The sequence below is a fragment of the Acidicapsa borealis genome (genome assembly GCF_059115245.1).
On the sequence record NZ_JCACNY010000001.1, the window covers coordinates 55,606 to 77,121 of the forward strand.

Below are 21,516 nucleotides of genomic sequence, written 5' to 3' on the forward strand. Positions count from 1 at the left end.
CGCCGAAAATTACCGTTCGCTGTAACAAGGCACAAAACACCATAATTCAACGCAACTGCAAGCCCCTGAAAACAAAGCACTTCGAACAAAGCCAATCAGGGGCTGCGCAGTTCAGCCAAAAATGCTCCGCGTGGAACAATTTCGCGAGCGCTCTTGCACCACTCAGAAACCCTGTTTTTCAGTAAGAATTGGAGTCACAGCATGTCCACCAAAGCCCCCCTCAGCATCCTCGATCCAGGCCTCTCCCTCACCCTGCGGCCCATGCGCTATCCCGTTTTCTTTGACATGTTCAAAGACGGCATCAAGAACACCTGGACCGTTGAAGAAGTCGACTTTTCGACCGATCTCGTCGATCTGCGCTCACGCCTCACGCCCGCCGAAATCCACCTGATCCAGCGCCTGGTCGCCTTCTTCGCCACCGGCGATTCGATCGTTTCCAACAACCTCGTGCTGAACCTCTACAAGCACATCAACTCCCCGGAAGCGCGCCTCTACCTATCGCGGCAGCTCTTCGAGGAGGCGGTGCACGTCCAGTTCTACCTCACGCTGCTCGACAACTACGTGCCAGACCCGGACGCCCGCGCCGCCGCCTTTGCCGCTGTCGAAAATATTCCGTCGATCAGCAAGAAGGCCGACTTCTGTATGAAGTGGATGGACTCCATCCAGAAGCTAGACGAGCTCCGCACCCCCGCCGAGCAGAAGCAATTCGTGCTCAACCTCGTCTGCTTCGCGGGCTGCATCGAGGGCCTCTTCTTCTTCGCGGCGTTCGCGTATGTCTACTTCCTGCGCAGCCGTGGCCTGCTCAACGGCCTCGCAGCCGGCACCAACTGGGTCTTCCGCGACGAAAGCTGCCACCTCGAATTCGCCTTCGAAGTGGTCAACATCGTCCGCAGCCAGCACCCGGAGCTTTTCGACGCCCAACTCGAAGCCGACATCGTCACCATGATGCGCGAAGCCGTCGACTGCGAACTCCAGTTTGCCGAAGATCTGCTTTCCGGCGGCGTAGCCGGCTTATCCGTCCGCGAGATGCGCCAGTACCTCGAATACGTAGCCGACAGCCGCGTCGTCCGCCTCGGCATGCCAGTCATCTTCGGAAGCCGTAACCCATTTGGATTCATGGAGTTGCAGGATGTTCAAGAGCTTACGAACTTCTTCGAGCGCCGCGTCTCGGCCTACCAGGTAGCAGTAGCCGGAGAAGTGGGCTTCGAGCACGAAGACTTCTAACCCGACCGGATCAACCTGCAAAGGGGAAATCGCGGAGATGCTCCCACGGGCCGCCTAAGTAGCGCCAGAGGGTAAGACCGACGGCCAGTGGTTCGATCAACGGAGCGGTCTGGAGTTGTAGCAGCGTGAGCTGAGCCATCTCCGCGGAAACCTTGTTCTGCACAACAATGTGAGGCCGGAGGCGCTGCCGGTCTTGCGGGATGAGGTAGGGGGCGAAGGCCGTGGAAAGCCGGCCGTGCAGCGCAGTCAGCGCCCGCGACTGGAGAAAGACGGCCACCCCTCGGCCGATCGAGCGCATGGCTGGCTCCGTAAGCGAAAATCCTGCCGTTGTATCCGCCTCCGCGGCAAGCGTCTCATCGACGTGATCCTCATCCGGCAGGTGATGAAAGAGCGTCAGGTGCGCCGGAATCAAGTTCCGTTCGGGCGGAAAATACCTGCGGCGCAGGTCTTCGTAGAACGCCTGCGCCGTTTCGTCCAACCGGAGCGTGCAAATGAGCGGTTGGCTCACGTCGTCTTCAACCGCAGAGCTGGCTTCCTCGTCATCTTTATTTCCTTCATTTCAAAATCCATCTCTATAGCCGTTCGCTGATCCCCTTCACCGAGTGATCGAACAGCTCCGGGACCGAGTGGAATGCAATGCGTGTAGGCGCAGCCTTGTACGCGGCCAACATCGCCGCCGGAGCCACCGTGCTCAGCCCATATTTGTTGTTCAGCCCGTCCATCGCCTCCGCAAGCCGCAGCCGCTCATCTGTGCCGTCCTGCGCGTCAAACAGCGTCAGCGAATGCAGCGCATCCGGCACCAGGTCGCTCAGCACGACGCTGACGAAATAGGGCTGCTCGTATCCTGGCCCACGCGGGCGTTCGTCCCACAGCCGCTTCAGCGCGCTGATCAGCGTGGCACTGTCCTGGCATTCGAGCAGTCGCATTTCATGCGACCAGCTTTCCGATTTGCTGGGACCGAATGGCGACGAGCCGCGCATCCTGGTCTTGCCTTGAAAGGCCAGCGAGATTCCGATGCGGCTGGCCCAGAGGCCGTCGGCGCGCATGCGCATTGCCGCTTTGTGCAGCAGCTTATGCGCGACCGACCAGGCGCCTTCTTCGTTGCGAAAGGCGGGAGCAAGAACGTGTTGGTGGCCAGCGGATTTTGCGTGCTCGTTGACTTCGAGGTCGAAGTCGTCACCGCGCAGCCAGTGCCACATCCGCTCGCCCCAGACCGATCCCCAGAGTTCGCCGGACTGCTCCCGGCCGTGCTCGCGTTCAAGAATTTCGAGCAGGTCCGTCATCGTCCGGACACCTTTCTCGTTCAGCCGCTTCTCCGTCCGCACGCCCACGCCGGGCAGGTCCTGCAGCTTCAGGGTGGGCAACGCTTCGGCCAGAACATCCTTCGTCAGGGCCACCATGCCGTCGGGCTTGTCCATGTCGGTGGCGATTTTCGCGAGATAGCGGTTTGGGGCCAGGCCAATCGAGCAGCGTAGCGAGCTTCCGACCTGCGTGCGAATCGCTTCCTTGATGCGCCGCCCGAGCGCCATCGCCGCCAACAGAGGCCGCTCGCGGCCGATCAGTTTGCAGGCCATCTCGTCGATCGAGAGCACGGCGGTCACGGGGATGCAGCCTTCCACCGCCGCGATGATCTTGTGGTGGTACTCGGTGTAGAGTTCGTGCCGGCCTTCCAGGAGAACGATGCCAGGGCATAACTCCTTTGCATCCTTCACCATGGTGCCCGTCTTGACGCCGTACGCCTTGGCCTCGTAGCTCGCAGCAATGCACGAAGTTGTATCGACCAGCGAAGGGACCACGGCAACCGGCCTTCCGCGCAGTTCCGGACGCACCTCCTGCTCTACCGAAGCGAAATAGGAGTTCAGATCGAGAAACAGCCAGTTCACCTCAGGCGAGGCGATCCGCGATGTTGCTGGAGGTGGAGACTGTGCCGGATTTGGAGAAACAGGTAAGGCGGATGAAGCCATGGGAAGCACCCCATGCGCCTATATTCGCTATTTCTTCGCCAAAATGCAAGTACAACTTACGTGGCAACTGTTCTCTTGCCGAGCGCGCCTAAACCAGTGCTACACTTGTTCGCAACGGTAGACCGGTAAATCTTCCCGCGTACCATGATCGCTATGGGCGGAGGGAAAGCGTCACGAGAACAAGGCCGGCCCATAGTTTCCCCGATAAGGTTGAACCCATGCATTCCCTAGCGCACTCACTCTTCTCGATCGGAACACTGCTCGCGGTGCTCATCACCGCAGGCGTCGGCATCCTTCTTTTCTGCTGCCTCAGCTGCTCAAGCTGCGGCTGTAAGGAAAAAGACGAACTGTTCCGCCGCAAATCTGCCTAGGAACAGGCTGCCGAGTCTTTTGTCGAAACATCTTTCAAGCCACCGTGGGGTTCAAGGTTTCGAACTGCTCGCACCTAGCTGCGTCCAGCAGCCGCTGATCCGCGCTCACGAAGACGATCTCCATCCCCTGGAACATTTCTCGCGCCACGACGGCCGCGCCCAGTTGCAACGCTTCGCCGGAGCGTAAGTCGTGCCGGTCAAGCAGTTGCCGGCCTGCCTCCAGAACTGCTGGATTGAGCGGCTGCTGTACCATCCGCGCAGCCTCCACCCGGAGGATGCTGCGGGCGGCCTCACTGTCTGCTACTGCAATGCCACCATTGCGCTCGCGGCGCTTCAGCGCCGCATACACTTCGAGCGGCGTTCCGGCCGAGATCAGCTTCCGGTTGTCCTCGGTCGCTTCCATCAGCCGGATAATCGCATCGGTTCCGGATTCCTGCACAAACAGCTTGGCAAAGGCTGTGGAGTCAAGGAAGTAACAGTTCACTGGTTCCCCCGGTCGTCATCTCCCAGGTCATCCGCATTGCTGTTCTCATCATGGTTGCCATCTGCCAGGCCGTTCAGCGTTGCAGAGAGAGGTTCGCCGTTGACTGCCACGGGACGGAAGCGCTGCGCTTCCTCAGGCACACCGGCCTCAGCCCGGTTCAACCGGATCGTCGTGGTCGGGTACGCGGGGGTCTTCGGGTTGGGAATCTTCGAGGTGAGCACCACTCCCCGCAAAATCGCCTCCGCCAGAATCATTTGCCGCGACTCAGGATTCTGGTTCCAGCTGAAGGCTTTTCGCGGCAGGAAAGAGTCGCGGAACCACTTCAACGCGATAAATGCATGTCCGCCGCGCTCGGCTTCTGCCAGGGTGGCACACAACTCTTTGATACGGTCGTCGATATCCGGGGGCAGTCCGCCACCTTCTTCCACGTTCCCGTTGCTGTTCCCGTTTACTTCGTCATAGGAGGGCTGATACACGTTTGCCTGGTTCCCCGGCTGTGGTGCACGCGCAGTTCGCGCCCGCGGCGCCGGACGCGCAACTTCCTCATCCGCATCGTCCTCTTCGGAGATACGCTCAAAGTAAATCCGGACCTCGTCCTCTTCCGGTGTCCAAGTCGTGGCATTGGCATTCCGGCGTTTGCTGCGGCCGTTCTCGCCGCAGAGTTCGACGATCGCCTGATATCCCGGAGGCGCCAGGAAACGCAGAGCTCGCACAAGCCCAGGATCGGTCGAAAACGCCAGCTCTTCCAGCGCTTCCTCGATAAGTTCTTCCGCCTCGGGAATCGTCAGATTTTCTAGTTCTTCCTGTATTGCGCTGGCCTGTATCGCTTTCATTGGTCTCTCCGGATATCCGGCATCCTGCCTTTCCATTCCCAACCAGATTTCGGAACATGCTCTTCAGAGAGCTTTCATCGCCGAAACCGTATTGAACGGAGGGAAAAGGTCGCCGGTAATAATGATTTACATTGCGTTCCTGCTGGCGAACTGCTGCGCAAATTTTTCTGTAGTGCGTCAATGTATGCGGACGGCACGTTATAAGTACGAGTGTGGGGACATTCAGATTGCGTTGCTGTCGCACTTTTTCTAAAGAATTTGGGCAACACCACGGGCCAGAAGTACAAAACTGCAGTGACGCAATTTTACCCCGAAGAAAGTCCTTCTTATCGAGCCAACCGAAGAAAGGTCGCCATATATGACCAATATGGCACCATTCCCTAAAGAAACCCGCACAGATGTTGGTAATACGAAGTCTCGAGGCCGCATTTCACGGCACTCATCCCCTTTCTTATCCGCATTGGACAACATCCTGCCGGCAACCGGGTCTATTTAAGTTGAGAGCTTACGAGGCGTCTGAACTGTGCCTCGTCGTTGGTGCAATCGGCGGCATGGGCATTGTCAATTGCGATCACCCGTCACCCATTTGCAATCATGCATCCGTACAATAGAGAGAGCATGCAGCAGCGAACCCTAATCCGCATGGCACGCTTGGCCCCCTGGGCTCACCGTATTTCCTTGGCACTTCTCCTGGTGTCGTCCGCAGTTGGGCTGCGCGCCGACGCTCCGGCCTTCGATCTTGCCGGGCCAAAGGTAGACGTGCATGTCCAGCGCGACGGTAAGACTTTGCCGATTGCGCAGGTTCCGAATCTGCTGGCAGGGGACCGGCTCTGGATCCATCCTGACCTGCCGGCGAGCCAATCCACGCACTATGTGCTGGTCGTATCCTTCCTCCGCGGATCCACAAATCCTCCGCCAGCCGACTGGTACAGACGCGTTGAAACGTGGACTCGCGACGTCCGCGAAGAGGGCGTGTTTGTTGTCGTTCCTGCAGAAGCGCAGCAGGCGCTCATTTTTCTGGCCCCGGAAACCACCGGCGACTTCAGCACCCTGCGCAAGGCAGTCCATGACCGCCCGGGCGCCTTTGTTCGCGCGGCACAGGATCTGCAGCAGGCCAGCTGGGATCGTCTCCGCCTTGACGCCTATCTCGCGGAAGTGAAGACGATCGCTCACATGCAGGACAACGAATCCACCCGCCTGTTTGAGAAGACGTTGAAGGAGCGGACGGAACTCGCCGCGCGCTCCCTCGGGATCCGGGTCGATCAGCAGTGCTTTGATAAGCCCACTGAGCAGCAGGCACCCTGCCTCACGCAGCACACAGAAGGCCTGGTTCTTGACGATTCCAACGCGCAATCGGTGGTCAACCAGATGGTCAACGGCTCAGCTGCCGACATGATGAACCAGATCAGCTACTCCACGCTGGGTGGCGCCGGGCAGTTCAGTCCGTATGTCGGGGCGGTGGTCGATCTGGCACGCATTCTGAGCACCATCCATACCGCGAAGTATCAGTACATTCCCGCGCTGGCGCTACCTACTCAGGAGCAGAAGGACACGCTGAACCTGCGGCTGAACGTTCCGCCTTCGTTCCGTGATCCTAAGTCGGTCATCGTTGTCGCTCTGCCACCGATCGGTCCAGCCAAGCAGCCGGCGCTGCACTCGTCTGACCCGGCCCAGCAATACTGTGGTCCCAAGCCGAATCTTGCCCTGCTCGCTGAAGGAGCGCCGCTGGTCTTTGCCACTGCGATGGCGCACGATTTGACGCTGCACATTGAAACGAAGGCCAAGCAGCCGGAAGACAATTCGAAGGCGGACGCGGCCAAATCCGAGCCCGCGGCACCCGGACTCTTGAAGCCGGGCCAGAGCCCGCTTGCCAAGCCAACTTCCACGGGCATCGACGTCGGCATTCACCCCGACCCTTCGCAGGGCGGTTTTGTGCTTGACCACCCGTTGCCTGCGCTGCCGGAAGACGAGGTTGTTGCGGAGATTCGGGGCAAGTGGGGATTTGACGATCTGCAGGGGCCGAGCTTCCACCTGCGCGCGCCGCATGCCGGTGGCTGGACCATTCCTACATCGGATCTCAACGCTCTGATCATTGGCCGCGAGGACACACTGCATATTCAAGGCGCGAACACGCTGTGCGTTTCCGAGGTGCAGGCTACGCTTCCCGAGGAAGAGAAGCCAACCAAGCTGACGTGGAAGTCGACTCATCCTGACCAGCTTGAGGTGGGGGTCCCGCTCAAGGAAGCGCGGCCCGGCGCGGTCACCATCGCAATCCACCAGTACGGGCTGGCCAAGCCTGAGGAGTTGCCGCTCAAGGCTTACGCTGAGGCTGCGGCGATTGAGCACCTTACCCTGAGCGCTGGAGATAAGATCGCCATTCTGAAGGGCAAGCGGCTTGACGAGGTTGAGGCCGCCGATCTGGCTGGTATTACTTTCGCTCCTGCGGCGTTGAATCGTGTTCAGGATTATGACCAGTTGAATATGTCTGCCACCGGAGTGACTGCGACGCTGCAGCCTGGGAACAGCTATTCAGCGAAGGTTACGCTGCGCGATGGGCGCACGCTGCATGTTCCGGCTACTGTCGAGCAACCGCGGCCCCAGGTGGAATTGCTCAGCAAGGGCGTGCAGCATGAGGAGGGCGAGGCCGACTCCGCCGTGCCGCCGGTGCACCTTGGAAGCGCGGACGATCTGCCACTGCAGCGCCGGCTGGTGTTCTTTCTGCGTTCGCGGGTGCCGAACAACTTTTCGCGTACGGAGAAGATTGAGCTGGCGGCGGTCGATGGCAGCTTTGCGACGACGCTCAGCCTTGCCGACAGCAGCCTGATGCTGGAGGACGCTCACACGGCTGTCGCCGTGCTCGATCCGTTGGCCCGGTTTGGAGCTTCTGCGTTTGGGCCGGTGCATCTGCGGCCTGTTTCTGCGGAAGGCGTGACCGGCGACTGGGTGCCCTTGGGGACGCTGGTGCGGTTGCCTGGATTTCAGCCTACGGGGGCGTTGCGTTGCCCGCGGAATCCGGCTAAGCCCTGCCAGCTTACGGGGAGCAACCTCTTCCTGATTACTGGTGTCGGCGCTACGCAGGATATGAACAATGCGGTTGAGGTTCCTGCCGAGTTCACCGGGAACACGCTGAGTGTGCCGAATACGATTCGCAGTGCCACTTCTGTTGCGACTCCGACGGCGACAGGCAAGGGGACGGAAACTACGCTGAATGCGACGCTGTATCTGCGGTTGCGGGACGATCCGGAAACGGTGCAGACGCTGAGTCTACCGGTTACGACGGTTGGCCCGAGCGCTGCGCCTGCTGCTGGGGATCCGGCTACCGGCTCGCCTTCGCCGGGTTCGGCTTCGGGCACAGGCTCGTCTAAGCCGGACACTTCCGCGCTTCCTGTCACCCAGAGCGCTATCCAGATTCCCCACTAAAACGGAAAAGCTGGACAAAAATAGGCTGCTCCGCTGGCATGATTTCGACTCGATGGCTCTACAGCCAGAGGCGGATCATGCGCGGAGCAGCCTTTTTCTTGCGGAGATCGGAGATCTCTAGTGGTGCGAGTTCTTTTCTTTGCCGGTCAACGAGGCATAGAGGATGCAGGCCAGGAAGGTAATTGCCAAAACCGGAACGACGACGAACGGTGAAGTAATATCCATAACAAAAATCCCTCAGGTTTAGCCTAGCATGCGATGGCTGCTGCTTGGATCAAATCGCGCCCCTAGGTTCTGCAGGGCTGGAAAAACGGGCAAGGGGGGAGGGGTGGCCTTTTCTCTGTATCTCTTTTTTATTCCTAGAGATGAGAGATGTTTTCGGCGCGTTTTGCGTGCTTTTGTGCGTCTTTTGCTTTGCCTTTTTGCGGCGCTATGGTCGAGTGCTTGAGATTGGTTTCATTATACGCGAATGCGGGTTTATTTTACGCAACGGGTCGGAGGGATGGGTTTGTGGAGGCCGGGGTTTGGCGGGGGGCTGGAGCCCGTGCTCTTTCTCTGGGCATTCTTCAGGGGCATGAATTCCCCTGCTCCCTCCGGGTTCGTGCTGCGCACGAATGATTGAAGGGCAAAAGCAGATTCCCTTCGGGAATGACAAACAAAAAAGGCAAGGGCAAGGGCAACTGCAGGTGCAACAGCAGATTGCCTTCGGGATTGCAAAAAAAAGTAAGTGCAACGGCAACACCGAGTGCAACAGCAGATTCCCTTTGGGAATGACAAGCCGAAGGGAATCTGCTGACGGTGGTGTGGCTACTTCTTTGCTGGGTAGTCTACGCGGATGGTCAGGATTTCGAAGGGTTTGATGGGGGCTTTTACTGTGTCTGCGGCTAGCGGGAGTGCGCTGCCTTCTGGGGTTTCCTGCATGTTGGTGACTGTGGCTGCGGTGGCTCCGGGTGGTACGTGGAACTCTACTGTGGCGGCTTTGCCGGCCCACTCGTAGACGCGGAAGATGAGTCCGTCGGTGTCTTCGGCTTTTTTGACTGCGGTGAGGACTACGTTGTCCGGGGTGACGGAGATGAAGGAGTGCGATGCGGGTAGTTCGCCGGGGTGGGCGGTGGTGACTACTGCGGTGAGCGGGTAGTTGTACTCCCAGGCGTGGCGGACGGTCATGGCTTGCTGCCAGGTGCCGGCGTGGGGATAGAGGGCGTAGTGGAAGTGGTGGTGGCCCTGGTCGGCTTCGGGGTCGGGTGAGGTGGGTGAGCGGAGCAGGGAGAGGCGCAGGACGTTGCCTACTGCGTCGTAGCCGTACTTCGATTCATTGATGACGCTCATGCCGTGTTTGCCGTCGCCAAGATCTGCCCAGCGGAGGGCGGGGACTTCGAACTGGGCTTTTTCCCAGGTGTTGGTGCGTTTGGTGGTGCGCTCTATGGAGCCGTAGGGGATTTCGTAGGTGGCGTGGTCGCTTTCTACGGAGAGTGGGAAGGCGGCTTTGAGGAGGATGTGCTGCTCGTGCCAGTCTATGTCGTTTTCGATGTCGACTTGGCCAGAGGTCTTTGGCAGGCTGATGATTTGAACGAATTTCGATTTCTGCCAGCTGTACGTTACGCGAACAGCGGGGTGTTCAAGGCTGCCTACGAGTTCGACAGAATCGGCCTTGTTCAATAACGTCGGTGGCTGGTCGAGAGCTCCCGGGTCGATATTCCAGGCGTCGTAATCTTTTGGTGTGTCTTTGAAGAACTGCAATTGATTTCCGCAGTCCCTGTGCGAAATCAGCTCAAAGTTAGATGTCTTATTCATGAGGCTTGTTATGCAGCCGCTTGCCTTATCGATCGTGACGCGGACCTCTGCGTTCTCAAGTAAGTAAGCATTGGATTCGGCGGAGTGATTCGCAGGTGCAAGAGCGTCTTCCGGTGCGTTTTTGGCTGGATACAAATAGATGAGCCGATATCCCAAGGCAGGCACCGATACACCAGTTACCTGAACCATGAACGATCCGGTCGCGGCATCTTTCGAAACTACATGCGCGATATTCAAACCGCTTGCCTTCTCGTTGTAAGTCCAGATGTAGGTTTCAACCTTGTCAGAGATGCCTTCAACTTTGACGGTGATATCGCCGTGACGCTCCCAGCCAAGCGGATTCCACACCACAACGGGAATAGCGCCGGGGTTTGTTGACCTTGTATCGATTTGCGAAGACACGGTTTCCAGCGAGTGGGCTTTGATTTCGTTGGTGGACCAGCGGACTACGTCGTAGTCCTTTTGGGCGTCTTTGTAGATGATGCCGATGCCTGAGCCGGCGGCCAGGTCGTGGAACTGGTTGAAGAGGACTTTCTTCCAGTCTTCGGTGATTTCTGCGCCTGGATACTGACGGCCATCGAGCCATGCTAGCGAGGCCCACTTTTCGGCGTTCAGGACTTGTTCTTCGGCTTCGCGCATGTTGCGTTTGTGGTTGGCTTGCGTGGTTTGGACGCCGCGGTGGTATTCGAGGTAGAGTTCGCTGTTCCAGGTGGGGATGGAGGTCTTGCCGGGGACGGCTGCGGGGGCGGTGTAGCCCTTGGCAATGGACTTGTAATCCCAGGTTTGGCTTTCCGGGGCGATCTGCTTTTCTACGGACTGGAAGAAAGGCAGGGCTGTGCCTGAGTCGAATTTGGGATGCACGGTGGCGGTTGAATTCGGCCCTGTTGCGTTTGCCCAGTGCACGCCTTCATCGAGCAGGAAGCGGGTGGCGCCGCCGCCGTGGTCGCCTGAGCCGTAGAGGTCCATCATCTCGGTGAGGCCGGGGGATTTTTTGCGGGCGTCGGCGAGGTCGCCGCTGAGGCGGGCGGGGTTCAGGTCGTTGCTGCCGTAGCCGTGGGGGAAGTAGGTGAGGACTTTGCTGCCGTCGGGCGATTCCCACCAGAAGAGTTTGAAGGGGAGCTGGTTGGTGTCGTTCCAGTCCATCTTCTGGGTGACGAAGTAGTCGACGCCGGACTTCTTGTAGATCTGGGGGAGCTGCCAGTTGTAGCCGAAGGAGTCGGGGTTCCAGCCGATACGGACGTCTACGCCGTAGGCCTGCTTGAACCAGCGTTTGCCGACGAGGAGCTGGCGGACGAGGGATTCGCCGTCGGGCATGTTGAGGTCTGGCTCGACCCACATGCCGCCGACGACTTCCCAGCGGCCTTCCTTGATGCGCGCGGCGATCTGCTTCGCTTCGTCGGGGTACTTCTGGGCCATCCACTCGTTGTAGGCGGCAGCGGACTGGGTGTAGGTGTAGGCGGGGTATTCGTGCATGAGCTGGAGGGCGGTGCCGAAGGTGCGGCGGACTACGTCCACGGTTTCAGTCCAGGGCCAGAGCCAGGCGGCGTCGATGTGGGAGTTGCCGGTGAGGTGAAAGGTGGCGGATTCGAGGAGGGGCTTGAGGGTCTCGAGCTTGTGCTGAGCGGCTAGCAGGGAGGCGTCGAACCTGGCTGAATCGCCTGTGTCGAGGGCTTTCAGGTCGACCGCGCCGATGGCTTCGGTGAGGGTGGTCATCTTTGACGCGTCGCCGGGGGCAAGCGAAGGGACGAGCCAGGCGGCGCTGATGAACTCGGTGCGGAGGTCACTGGGGTTGGGGCGCTTTTCGGCGAACTCTACGTGGAAGGTGGCGCCTACGAAGACTTTGGCGCTTTCGGTGTGGAGGATTTTGACAGCGACGACGGTTTTGTCTCCGGGGCGGATGTCATCGAGGAGGACGAGCGGCTCCAGGTCCTCGCCCATTGCTACGCGGCGGCCGTTGAAGTAGACGATCTGGGGCATGGGGCCGTCGCCGTCCATGCGCAGCTGGAACCAGATGCGCGCGCCGGTGAGGTCGTAGCCTTTCAGAGTCTTGGGGACTTCCACGGTCTGACGGAGCCAGATGGCTTCCTGCTGGGCTTTGCCGTTTTCGGCAATGGGCTGCCAGGTGCTTTCGTCGATTCCTACGGCCTCGCCATGCGGGAGGTCGCCGGAGTGGGTTTTCCAGGTTCCTACGGGGAGACTGGAGAGGCTGCCGAGTCGTTCGAGCGTGGTTTGCGCGGGCTGCGGGAGGGTGGCGAGGACTACTTTTTCGTCCTGCGCGAGAGCTGTCAGAGTGCCAGCGGCGAACAGGAGCGCGAGGGCAACGGGCTTGCGGCATTGGAGCAGGAAGCGGCGGCAGGGGTTCAGGCAGGCGAGCATGGGCAGGAGTCCTCGCAAGCATGATACTTGGCCGCCTGCGATCTGGGGGCTCGGGGTCGAACGGCCCCTCGCAGATTTCTTCCGCAGACGGCGACCGCGCGCTCCCTGGCGGTGGTGTTTGAAGATTTTGAGAGGGGATTAGACTTGGGTGTTGTTGGGGTTTTGAGGGAGGGGCGTGATTGTGTTGGTTGATCGAGTTCGAGTGCGGGAGGGCAAGTGGATGCGGTGGGGGGCCTGTTTTGTGCTGGGCGTGGCCGGTTGGATGGGTTTGGCGGCGAGTGGCTTTGGGCAGGTGCCGGCTGTGGCTGCTGCTCCGGCTGCTTCGCTGGAGCGGGCTCGGGCGCTGATGGCGGGCGGGGATTTTGGGGCGGCTGAGGCGTTGTTGCGGGAGGAGACGCAGCGGGAGGCGGCTTCGGCAGAGGCTGCTTATCTGTATGGCCTGGTGCTACTGCGGGTGAACAAACCGAAGGAGTCGCTGGCGGAGTACACGCGGGCGGCGGCGCTGCGGGTGCCGACGGCTGAGGAGCTGCGGCATGTGGCGGAGGATTATGTGCTGCTGAACGACTATTCCGACGCGGACCGGTGGATGCTGCGGGCGGTGCAGATGAACGGGAAGGACGCTGACAGCTGGTACGGGCTGGGGCGGATCCGGTATACGGAGCAGCGGTTTCAGGATGCGGTGGATTGCTTTCAGAAGGTGCTGGAGCTGTCACCGCGGATGGTGAAGGCGGCGGACAATCTGGGGTTGGCGTATGTGGGGCTGAACCGGAGGGATGAGGCGATTGCGGCTTTTCAGCGGGCGCTGGAGTGGCAGAAGGAGGGATCTGGTTTGACTGCGGGGCGGTTGAGCGAGCAGCCGATGTTGAACCTGGCAATCGTTTACCTGGAAATGGAACGGCTGGATGATGCGCTTCCGCTGCTGCGGCAGGCGGAGGGGATTGCGCCAAAAGATCCTCGGATTCGGGAGCAGCTGGGGCAGGCGTTGATGCAGAAGGGGGAACTGTCGGCGGCCCGGGAGGAGTTTCAGGCGGCAGTGACTCTCGATCCGGAGAAGGCTTCGTATCACTTTTTGTTGGGGAGGGTGGATCATCGGCTGGGTTTGGAAGTGGAATCAAAAGCAGAAATGGCTCGTGCGGCGGCTCTGAACGGGACGCACTCGACACCGGACGGGCACTAGCAGCTGTTGTTTCTGAACCCTAAAGTAACCGTTTACTATTGAGCAAAAAGGAACACTTTTGTGAATTATATTTCAGGTTCTGGGTATGGAGATGTTGGCTGAATCAGGGCGGAATGGCCTGTTTTTGCAGAGGATGCTTGCACGGTCCTCCATCTTTGGGTGGATTTTTCAGTTGACAGTGTTTGTCTGATTTCCGTAGGATTCGGGACGTTCTGAATTGCGGGGAATAGCGGGTTTCTGGGAAAACGATTTCTTTACCCATTGTTGAATTTCTGACCATTCCACGCGACGAGACGAAGTGTAGAGCGGACACCGGGCTGAATTGCAGGGGCCAGCTTTTCGTTGAGGAACGGGTGCACTGGGGCCCGGATTGGCAGCCGACGGGGCGAACGGGCTGAACGGAGCAACCGGGTCAGCCTGGGAACGGCGCAGAACGACCGCGCGTAAAGATAAGAGGTTCAATCGGGGAACCGGAAGGCAACTTCCGATGCGGGATTTGAAGGTAAACGTCGCCGGAACAGCAGCTTGGGGAAACGGTTACAAGACAAGAGCGGCGTTGTTGTTGAAGTTCGAGTGACATTTGAAGGAGAGCCGTATGAGCAGATTGATTCGAAGGATGCAGTCCGTAGGCCTGCTGTTGGTGGCGGTCTTCGCGCTGGCTGGGGTGGCATTTGGCCAGTCCACGCGTGGAGAGCTGTCGGGGAGCGTGACTGATTCGACAGGAGCGCTAGTTCCGGGAGCGAAGATTGTCGCGGTGAGCGTGGATAGCGGGACGCGGAACGAGACGGTGTCGACTTCCGCGGGCTCGTATCGTTTTGCGGAAATCGCGATTGGCAGGTATGACGTCACGACAACGGCGCCGGGATTTGCGACTTCAACGAACAAGGGTGTGCTGATCCAGATCAATTCGACGACGGCGCTGAATATTACGCTGAAGCTGGGCGGCACGGATGAGACGGTTACGGTGGACGCGAGCGCGCCGACGATTGAGAGCCAGTCTTCGGACCTGGGCGGCACGATCAGCCAGCAGCAGATTACGGAGTTGCCACTGGCGGTGGCGGCTGGCGTAGGCGGTCTGCGTTCTCCTGAAACGTTTGCCTTCCTGGTGCCGGGTACGACTGGGCCGGGAACGGGTACAGGAGGAAATTCGCAGAACGGTGTATTTTTCTCGAGGATCTCGGGTGGTCAGGCCTATGGCGCTGAGGTTCTGCTGGACGGCTCGAGCATTACGCGTTCGGAGAACGGTTCATCGTTTGACGAGACTTCACCCACGATCGAGGCCTTGGAGGAGTTCAAGGTCACGACTTCGACCCCTTCGGCTGAGCTGGGCCGTACGACGGGCGGATTTGAGAGCTTCTCGACGAAGTCGGGCAACAATCAGTTCCACGGATCAGGGTTCTACATCGTCAAGAATGCGGTGCTGGATGCAAATCTCTGGTTCAGCAATGGCAACTGGAAGTATTACGGTTGCACCGGTACCCGGTTGACGACCACGCCTAACTGCGCGGGTTATCTGCGACCGCAGGATCAGAAGTTCAACTACGGCGGTACATTTGGCGGTCCGGTTCGTATCCCGAAGCTGTATGACGGCCACGATAAGAGCTTCTTCTTCTTTGCCTGGGAGCAGTACAAGCTGCATCAGGGCGTATCGTCAACTTCGACGGTTCCGACGACCGCTGAGGTTGGCGGCGACTTCTCGGCGAACCTGGGAGGCAGCACGGGCGTGATCAACCCTTGCACGGGTGATCCTGTACTGCAGAATCAGATCTTTGACCCGGCTACGTCACGGATTGGACCGACAGGTATTCCATGTCGCGATCCATTTCCTGGGAACGTTATCCCCTCGACACGCTTTAGCGCAGCTGGGAAAGCACTGCTGGCTGGTTTGCCCGCACCGAACCAGGCCGCTACGCCAAACGCTCCGTATGGTTTCTACAACAACTACAGCCAGTCTTCAACGCGTCCGATCGAGAACACGACCTACACTGTTCGCATCGATCAGTCGCTCTCTGCTAGGCATCATCTCTTCGCGTCGTTCAGCTCACGCGATAACTTCTCGCTTACGGCTGCACCGGCCTTGCCCGGACCGTATAACTGGAGCGGTTATCCGCAGGACTTCCAAACGCACTATGCTCGAACAGGCTGGGATTACACGATTACGCCTACAATCCTGAATCACTTGAACCTAGGCTACAACCGTACTAACAGCAAGAACTTCTCGACGGATATCGGCGCCACGCCGGCGTTGTCAGATATTGCTCCAAACTTCTATGGCAAGTCGTTCCCGCACGTTTGCTTCGACGGGCTGGATTCTTACACTTGCTGGGGCACGACGCAGAATGGCGACAACATCGATAACGGAAGCCGTGTGAATGACAGCGTGAGCTGGCAGAAGGGCCGTCACAGCTTCAAGTTCGGTGGCGACTTCCGCTACCAGCAGTACTCAGTAATCAACGACAGCATTCCGTACCTGAGCTTCCTGCACAGCGAAACCGACTACGGCGCGGCGGGCGGCTGCCCCCAGTGCCAGAGCGGCAACAGCCTTGCGAGCCTGCTGCTGGGCGAAGTGGACTACTCGAACCAGACGGTCTACAACGTGAGTGCGCGCTGGAACTCGCATTACCAGGCAGTGTTTGCGGAGGACGACATCAAGGTATCGCCGAGCCTGACGGTGAACCTGGGCTTGCGGTATGACGTGGATTCACCGCGGCATGAAGCAACCAACCGGACCTCACGGTTTAACTTCACGCTGCCGGATGCGGCTGCGGGCGGACTGCCGGGCGCGCTGGAATTTGCGAAGACCTGCAGTGGCTGCAACAGCGCGTGGGCGGATACCTGGTGGAAGGACATTGCACCGCGTATCGGATTTGCTTATGTGCTACCGGGAAGCAACGGCAAGACGGTGTTGCGCGGCGGCGGAGCGATCATCTACGGCCCGCTGCAGTATGCCGACTTCGGTTCGGCGATGACCCTGGGGTATACGCAGTTCCGGCAGATCGGCAGCAACTACACAGGACCGGGGACTGCGGGCGGATTCACACCGGCGTTCCAGCTCGATGCAGGCTACGACGGGTTTGCTCCGGCGAACTTTGCACCGAGCACCGATCCGACGCAGTTGACGGGTGGACCGGGAGTGTTCAACTCGGTTGGCGGCGAAGTGATTCGCAACAACTGGGGCCGTCCTTCGATGACCAACAACTGGAGTCTCCAGTTGCAGCATGAGATCGCGCAGGACTTGATCTTCACGCTGGGTTACATCGGTTCGAGCTCACAGAATCTGCGTTCGGGCTTCCTGACGAATGCGAACAATGCTCCGGTGAGCTCGTTTGCGCTGGGCGACCGATTGAACGATCCCCAGTTTGCCATCCAGACGCAGGGCGGCGCTTCGGTCACAGGGCAGAAGGCTCCCTACTCGACCTTCCTGGGCAACCTGGGACAGGCGATCCGGCCTTACCCGCAGTATGACTACATCGCTGGCGATTGTTGCCTCGAGAACCTGGGGCACTCGTCGTATGAGGCGATGGTTGCTTCCTTGAACCGGCGCTTCCGTCAAGGATTCAACCTGCAGATTTCCTACACGTGGTCGAAGAACGAGACGGATGCGGATTCTGCAATCGCTTTCAGCTATGCGAATAATCGATCGCAGAGCCAAAACCCGAATGACCTTCACGGTGAGAAGTCGGTCAGCATTCAGAACACGCCGCAGCAGATCTCGATCAGCTACCTTTACGAACTTCCGTTCGGTAAGGGGAAGATGTTCCTGAACGACAATCGTGCTCTGAACGTGCTGGTGGGTGGCTGGAAGCTGAGCGGCATTCAGCGGTACCAGAGTGGGCAGCCTATTGACTTTGGCTGCGCGACGGGTATTCCTTACTTCCAGAACTGTATCCGGTTCACACGCGGACCTGCGGCCAGGCTGGCGGGGTTTGCGAGCGATGCTTACCGGAAGAACAAGAATCATCCGAACTTCTTTAACGGTGAGTCGTGGTTCAAGCCAGCGTTCCGGCCTGCGGGCACGATCTCAAGCACCGATCCTGGTGTGCCGTTGGCCGAAGCCGGGTTCGTGGACCAAAATCGTGAGGCGCCGGGTGATGGCTGGCTGCGTAAGCCTTCCGCGGGTTGCAACGATGGATGCTCCTTCGATCCTTTCAGCTTTGGCACTGGCATACCGCGTGTGACCGAAGAGATCACTGGGCCGATCCTGAAGTCGGAAGACTTCAGCTTGCTCAAGGACTTTGCGATCAAGGAAAATGTGAAGTTCCAACTGAAGCTGGATGCGATCAATGCTTTCAACCGCCACCGCTTTGGATTGCCGGACGCGGAGCCTGGAGACTATACCGGTTCGAGCGGATTTGGTATAGCTACCTTCTCGGACATTGCTCCGCGTAACCTGCAGATCACTGGACGTATCACGTTCTAACTTGCTCTAAATAAGTTGAACTCAGTTGTACGAGATAACTGGAGGGCCGGGCATAGCCTGGTCCTCCAGTACTTTTTAAGCGATGCTAGAATCGCTGCGAGCGTTTTGCCTATGTGGATTGCTTCTATATCGTTGGGGCTTGCAATGGTGTCCGGACAGGCTTCTACGCCGGCTGTCGCTGATGGGCAGGCTCTGCAGGCTGCAGGGAAGATGGCTGAGGCGCGGGAGGTGTTCGAGTCTGTGCTGCGGGGAGATGCGGCGAGTGCTGCGGCGCAGGATGGCGAAGTTGTAGTGAGTGAGCGGCTGGCGCTGGATGCTCGCGCGCGCGGGGATCGCGATGGGGCGCTGGAGGCGCTGTTGCGGGCGCAGAGGTTTGCACCGGAAAATGCGCGGTTGCTGCTGGATCTGGGGATTCAGGAAGAGTCAATGCGTTTGTATCACGATGCGGATCTGACGCTGGCGCATGCGGAGCAGCTTGCGCCGCAGGAATCGAATGCGCTGTATGCGGTGGCGCGGGTGAAGCTGGATCTGGGGCAGCTGGACGCGGCTGAGGCGAAGATGCGGGCTTATCTTGAGATGAAGCCGGAGGATGCTTCGGCGCACTTCGGATTGGGGATGATTTACCGGCAGGCGCTGCGATTGGATGAGGCTCGAGCGGAGTTTGAGCGATGTGTTGCGCTGCAGCCGACGCAGACCGAGGGTTACTACGAGTTAGGTAATGTGGAGTTACAGGCGGGAAGTTATGCTGAGGCGCTGAGTAACTTCAAGAAGACGCTGGATCGGAATAGTAAGCATGGCGGCGCGCTCGTGGATAGCGGGGTTGCTTACTTCAAGCAGAAGCAGTATGCGGAGGCGCTTCCGTATTTGCAGCGTGCTGTGAGTGTTGAGCCGAAGTATCAGCCGGGGCATTACTACCTGGGGTTGACGCTGGCGCGGCTGGGCAGGGATGCGGAGTCGAAGCGGGAGCTGGCTGAGGCGACGCGACTGGCGGATGAGGATAACAAGCAGGCGGCGAATCGATTGCAGTTGAAATGAGTACGCGCCATGAGCAGGTTCGTACGAACGTGGCTGGGCTCCGCTTTGAGAGGAGTGCGCAGGTTACCTGCTGCTGTCGAAGTCGTGATAGTCTTGGCGACAAACAAGCTGCGTCGTGGAAAAACCTATTTGAAGGGCTCCCAACGATCGGGCTGCCGCGGGCTAATCCGGGCAAAGGAATTTCGCCATGAAGCGCGTATCGATGAAGATTTGTGCATGGTTGACTGGCAGTACTATCACAATTTCTGCATTGCTGCTTCCGTCTGTGTTGTGGTCGCAAGACGATACGCTCAAAGCGAAGATCATGGCTTGGAGAGACTGCATTACCAAGCAGTCGGCTACTGCTGACTATCGCGAATCGTTCCGCAAGAGCGCAGCCGGATATGAAGGCAACCTGAGTACGCATTGTAAGACTGTGGATCTTGATTTCAATTCGGTCGAGGTCAGGCTCCGAATACTCGCTCCGCTGGAGATGGATGATAAGGGATTTCCGGTTTCCGGAAGCTGGAAAGAGACGGTTCCTGGTACTGCGTGTAGTGAAAAGCGAATGTATAACGTGCAGATCGATGCTACGAAGAAGGGTCTCAACTTCACCGCGACGTATCCGGGTACGGCACAAGGAAATCCGGAGCTGCAGCTGGATACTTTAAAGAATATCGAGATGAACCTGATCGTGGTTGCCGGCATTAAGAAGTCGTGCCATGCCGAGGTGCTGGATACGCAATTGGTTGGCCCGGAGTCAACCTATTTAGGGAACGATCTCATGTCGCCATGGGCTGAGTCCTGGGAAGTGCGTGCCTGCGGCAAGCTGTTTACGGTGCCGCTGAAATATATTCCCGATGCGCATGGCACGGCGATCTCAGTTGGGACGAGCGGAATTCAGGCGCATTGATGCCACCGCTGGCGGTCCCAGTGATGCGAACTACTTTTTGCGGAGGTGGGTCATGGTGCCTCTGGGGAAGGCTGTGGATTCGCGGACGACGAGGTCGGTGGGGATGCTGAACTCGCGTTTGGCGAGGAACTCATTGGGTGAATCTGCCTGGCTGCGGAGGGCGTTGAAGGCGGCCTTGGCGATCTCGAAGCGGGACATCTGGATCGTTGTGAGCGGGGGCATCATCACTTCGGAGATGTGGATGTCGTCGAAGCCGATGACGGAGATGTCGTCGGGGACTTTCATGCCGGTGCGGTAGAGCTTGTGCAGGACGCCGATGGCAGTGAGGTCGTTGGAGCAGAGGACGGCGGTGGGGAGCTCTTCGCGGGCGAGGAGTTTCTCCATGGCTGCGGCTCCGCCTTCGAGGGTGTGATCACCTTCGACGATGTTGAACTCTGTGGGCGTGATGCCGCACTCTTTCATTGACTTGTTGAAGGCTGCCAGACGGGACTGTGCTGAGTGCAGGCGCATGGGTCCCGAGACGAAGGCGATGTTGCGGTGGCCGAGGGCGGCGAGGTGCTGCACGGCCTGGCGGATGCCGTGGTGGTAGTCGACCTTGAGGACGCTGATGCCGGGGCGGTCGGGGCCTACGTCGATGAAAACCAGGGGAACTTTGCGCTTGGCGAGCTGCTCGAGCAGGGGCTCTTCGATGCCGAAGGTCATGATGGCGACGCCTTCGACTTTGCGCTCGAGCATGCGGCGGATGCAGTGGGACATGCGCTTGGGGTCGTGGTTGGTAGAGCTGACGAGGATCTCGTAGCCGTGCTCGACGGCGATGTCTTCAAAGCCCTGGATGAGTTCGGGGAAGAACGGGTTGGTGATTTCGGAGACGAGCAGGCCGAAGAGTTTGCTGCGTCCAGAGACCAGGGCGCGGGCCTGGGTGTTGGGGACGAAGTCGAGCTTTTCGATGACGTCCCAGACGCGCTTGGCCATCTTGGGGTTCACTGTCGAGACGCGATTGATGGTGCGGGAGACGGTGGCGATGGAGACATTGGCCATGCGCGCGATGGTGCGGATGTCGAGTCTCTCGGGTCTTTCTGTGCTTTCCGTACGCTCGTTCTTGTCGAGCGGTTGCGAGTGCTCAGGGGTGTCCGGAGTAGAGGATTTCTTTGAAGCTTGCGCGTCGGTCACAGTGCCCCCTGGGAAGCGTTTTCAGGATAACTCATTGCAGTATGGCATGGAGTTTGATTCGGCGAACAACTTGCGGACGGAACGCAGCAAGACGGGCGTCGGAGATTTTTCTAAAAATCGGCAATGAATACGGTTTCATTGATTTACCGATGTCTGGGATGATCTGGTCCTGGGGTAGTGGGAGTTAAGAGCTAAGAAAAGTTGATTGACAACGATTGCGACGCGGCGGTATATCTTGTCGGCGGTATTCAGAGAACGTTTTCTCGTCCATTTTATTGAAGTGTATCGGGAGGTAGGCGATTGTCTTTTGCAATCGTTTTCTCAAGACCCATCATTGCAATGAACTGTCTGTAGCT

At 58.9% G+C, this 21,516-nt stretch carries 12 protein-coding genes; 6 read left to right on the forward strand and 6 right to left on the reverse strand.

What is annotated here, in order from left to right:
• Positions 1-201 precede the first annotated feature (201 nt).
• A complete protein-coding gene (locus AC5S27_RS00240; RefSeq protein ID WP_493932614.1) occupies positions 202-1,224 on the forward strand; it encodes a ribonucleotide-diphosphate reductase subunit beta in 1,023 nt (340 codons plus the stop codon).
• Positions 1,225-1,234: 10 nt separating this feature from the next.
• Here the strand turns inward: AC5S27_RS00240 and AC5S27_RS00245 are convergent, their stop codons facing one another.
• The 4 genes from AC5S27_RS00245 to AC5S27_RS00260 form a co-directional block, all read right to left on the reverse strand.
• Positions 1,235-1,732, reverse strand: a complete 498-nt coding sequence (locus AC5S27_RS00245) for a 2'-5' RNA ligase family protein (RefSeq protein WP_493932615.1) — start codon at positions 1,730-1,732, stop codon at positions 1,235-1,237.
• Between the two features lie 64 nt (positions 1,733-1,796).
• A complete protein-coding gene (locus tag AC5S27_RS00250) occupies positions 1,797-3,188 on the reverse strand; it encodes a DNA polymerase Y family protein (protein WP_493932616.1) in 1,392 nt (463 codons plus the stop codon).
• Between the two features lie 405 nt (positions 3,189-3,593).
• The gene (locus AC5S27_RS00255; RefSeq protein ID WP_493932617.1) at positions 3,594-4,043 is read right to left on the reverse strand and encodes a type II toxin-antitoxin system VapC family toxin; all 450 of its coding nucleotides are present in this window, start codon (positions 4,041-4,043) and stop codon (positions 3,594-3,596) included.
• The gene (locus tag AC5S27_RS00260) at positions 4,040-4,876 is read right to left on the reverse strand and encodes a hypothetical protein (protein ID WP_493932618.1); all 837 of its coding nucleotides are present in this window, start codon (positions 4,874-4,876) and stop codon (positions 4,040-4,042) included. Before AC5S27_RS00260 ends, AC5S27_RS00255 begins: the two co-directional genes overlap by 4 nt.
• 618 nt (positions 4,877-5,494) lie before the next feature.
• Between AC5S27_RS00260 and AC5S27_RS00265 the strand changes: the two genes are divergently transcribed.
• Positions 5,495-8,296: a hypothetical protein gene (locus tag AC5S27_RS00265; RefSeq protein ID WP_493932619.1), complete on the forward strand. Its 2,802-nt coding sequence runs from the start codon at positions 5,495-5,497 to the stop codon at positions 8,294-8,296.
• Between the two features lie 807 nt (positions 8,297-9,103).
• Here AC5S27_RS00265 and AC5S27_RS00270 read toward each other — a convergent pair.
• On the reverse strand, positions 9,104-12,466 hold the full coding sequence (locus tag AC5S27_RS00270) for an alpha-mannosidase (protein WP_493932620.1): 3,363 nt from the start codon (positions 12,464-12,466) through the stop codon (positions 9,104-9,106).
• A 181-nt stretch (positions 12,467-12,647) separates the two neighbouring features.
• Here AC5S27_RS00270 and AC5S27_RS00275 point away from each other — a divergent pair, with 181 nt between their 5' ends.
• From AC5S27_RS00275 to AC5S27_RS00290, 4 genes are all read left to right on the forward strand, one after another.
• On the forward strand, positions 12,648-13,643 hold the full coding sequence (locus tag AC5S27_RS00275; protein ID WP_493932621.1) for a tetratricopeptide repeat protein: 996 nt from the start codon (positions 12,648-12,650) through the stop codon (positions 13,641-13,643).
• A gap of 595 nt (positions 13,644-14,238) precedes the next feature.
• On the forward strand, positions 14,239-18,063 hold the full coding sequence (locus tag AC5S27_RS00280; RefSeq protein WP_493932622.1) for a TonB-dependent receptor: 3,825 nt from the start codon (positions 14,239-14,241) through the stop codon (positions 18,061-18,063).
• A 144-nt stretch (positions 18,064-18,207) separates the two neighbouring features.
• Positions 18,208-19,098, forward strand: a complete 891-nt coding sequence (locus AC5S27_RS00285; protein ID WP_493932623.1) for a tetratricopeptide repeat protein — start codon at positions 18,208-18,210, stop codon at positions 19,096-19,098.
• A gap of 187 nt (positions 19,099-19,285) precedes the next feature.
• Positions 19,286-19,990: a hypothetical protein gene (locus AC5S27_RS00290; protein ID WP_493932624.1), complete on the forward strand. Its 705-nt coding sequence runs from the start codon at positions 19,286-19,288 to the stop codon at positions 19,988-19,990.
• Positions 19,991-20,020: 30 nt separating this feature from the next.
• Here the strand turns inward: AC5S27_RS00290 and AC5S27_RS00295 are convergent, their stop codons facing one another.
• Positions 20,021-21,160 (reverse strand): LacI family DNA-binding transcriptional regulator, encoded by a 1,140-nt coding sequence (locus AC5S27_RS00295; RefSeq protein WP_493932625.1) that lies wholly within the window; start codon positions 21,158-21,160, stop codon positions 20,021-20,023.
• Positions 21,161-21,516 lie beyond the last annotated feature (356 nt).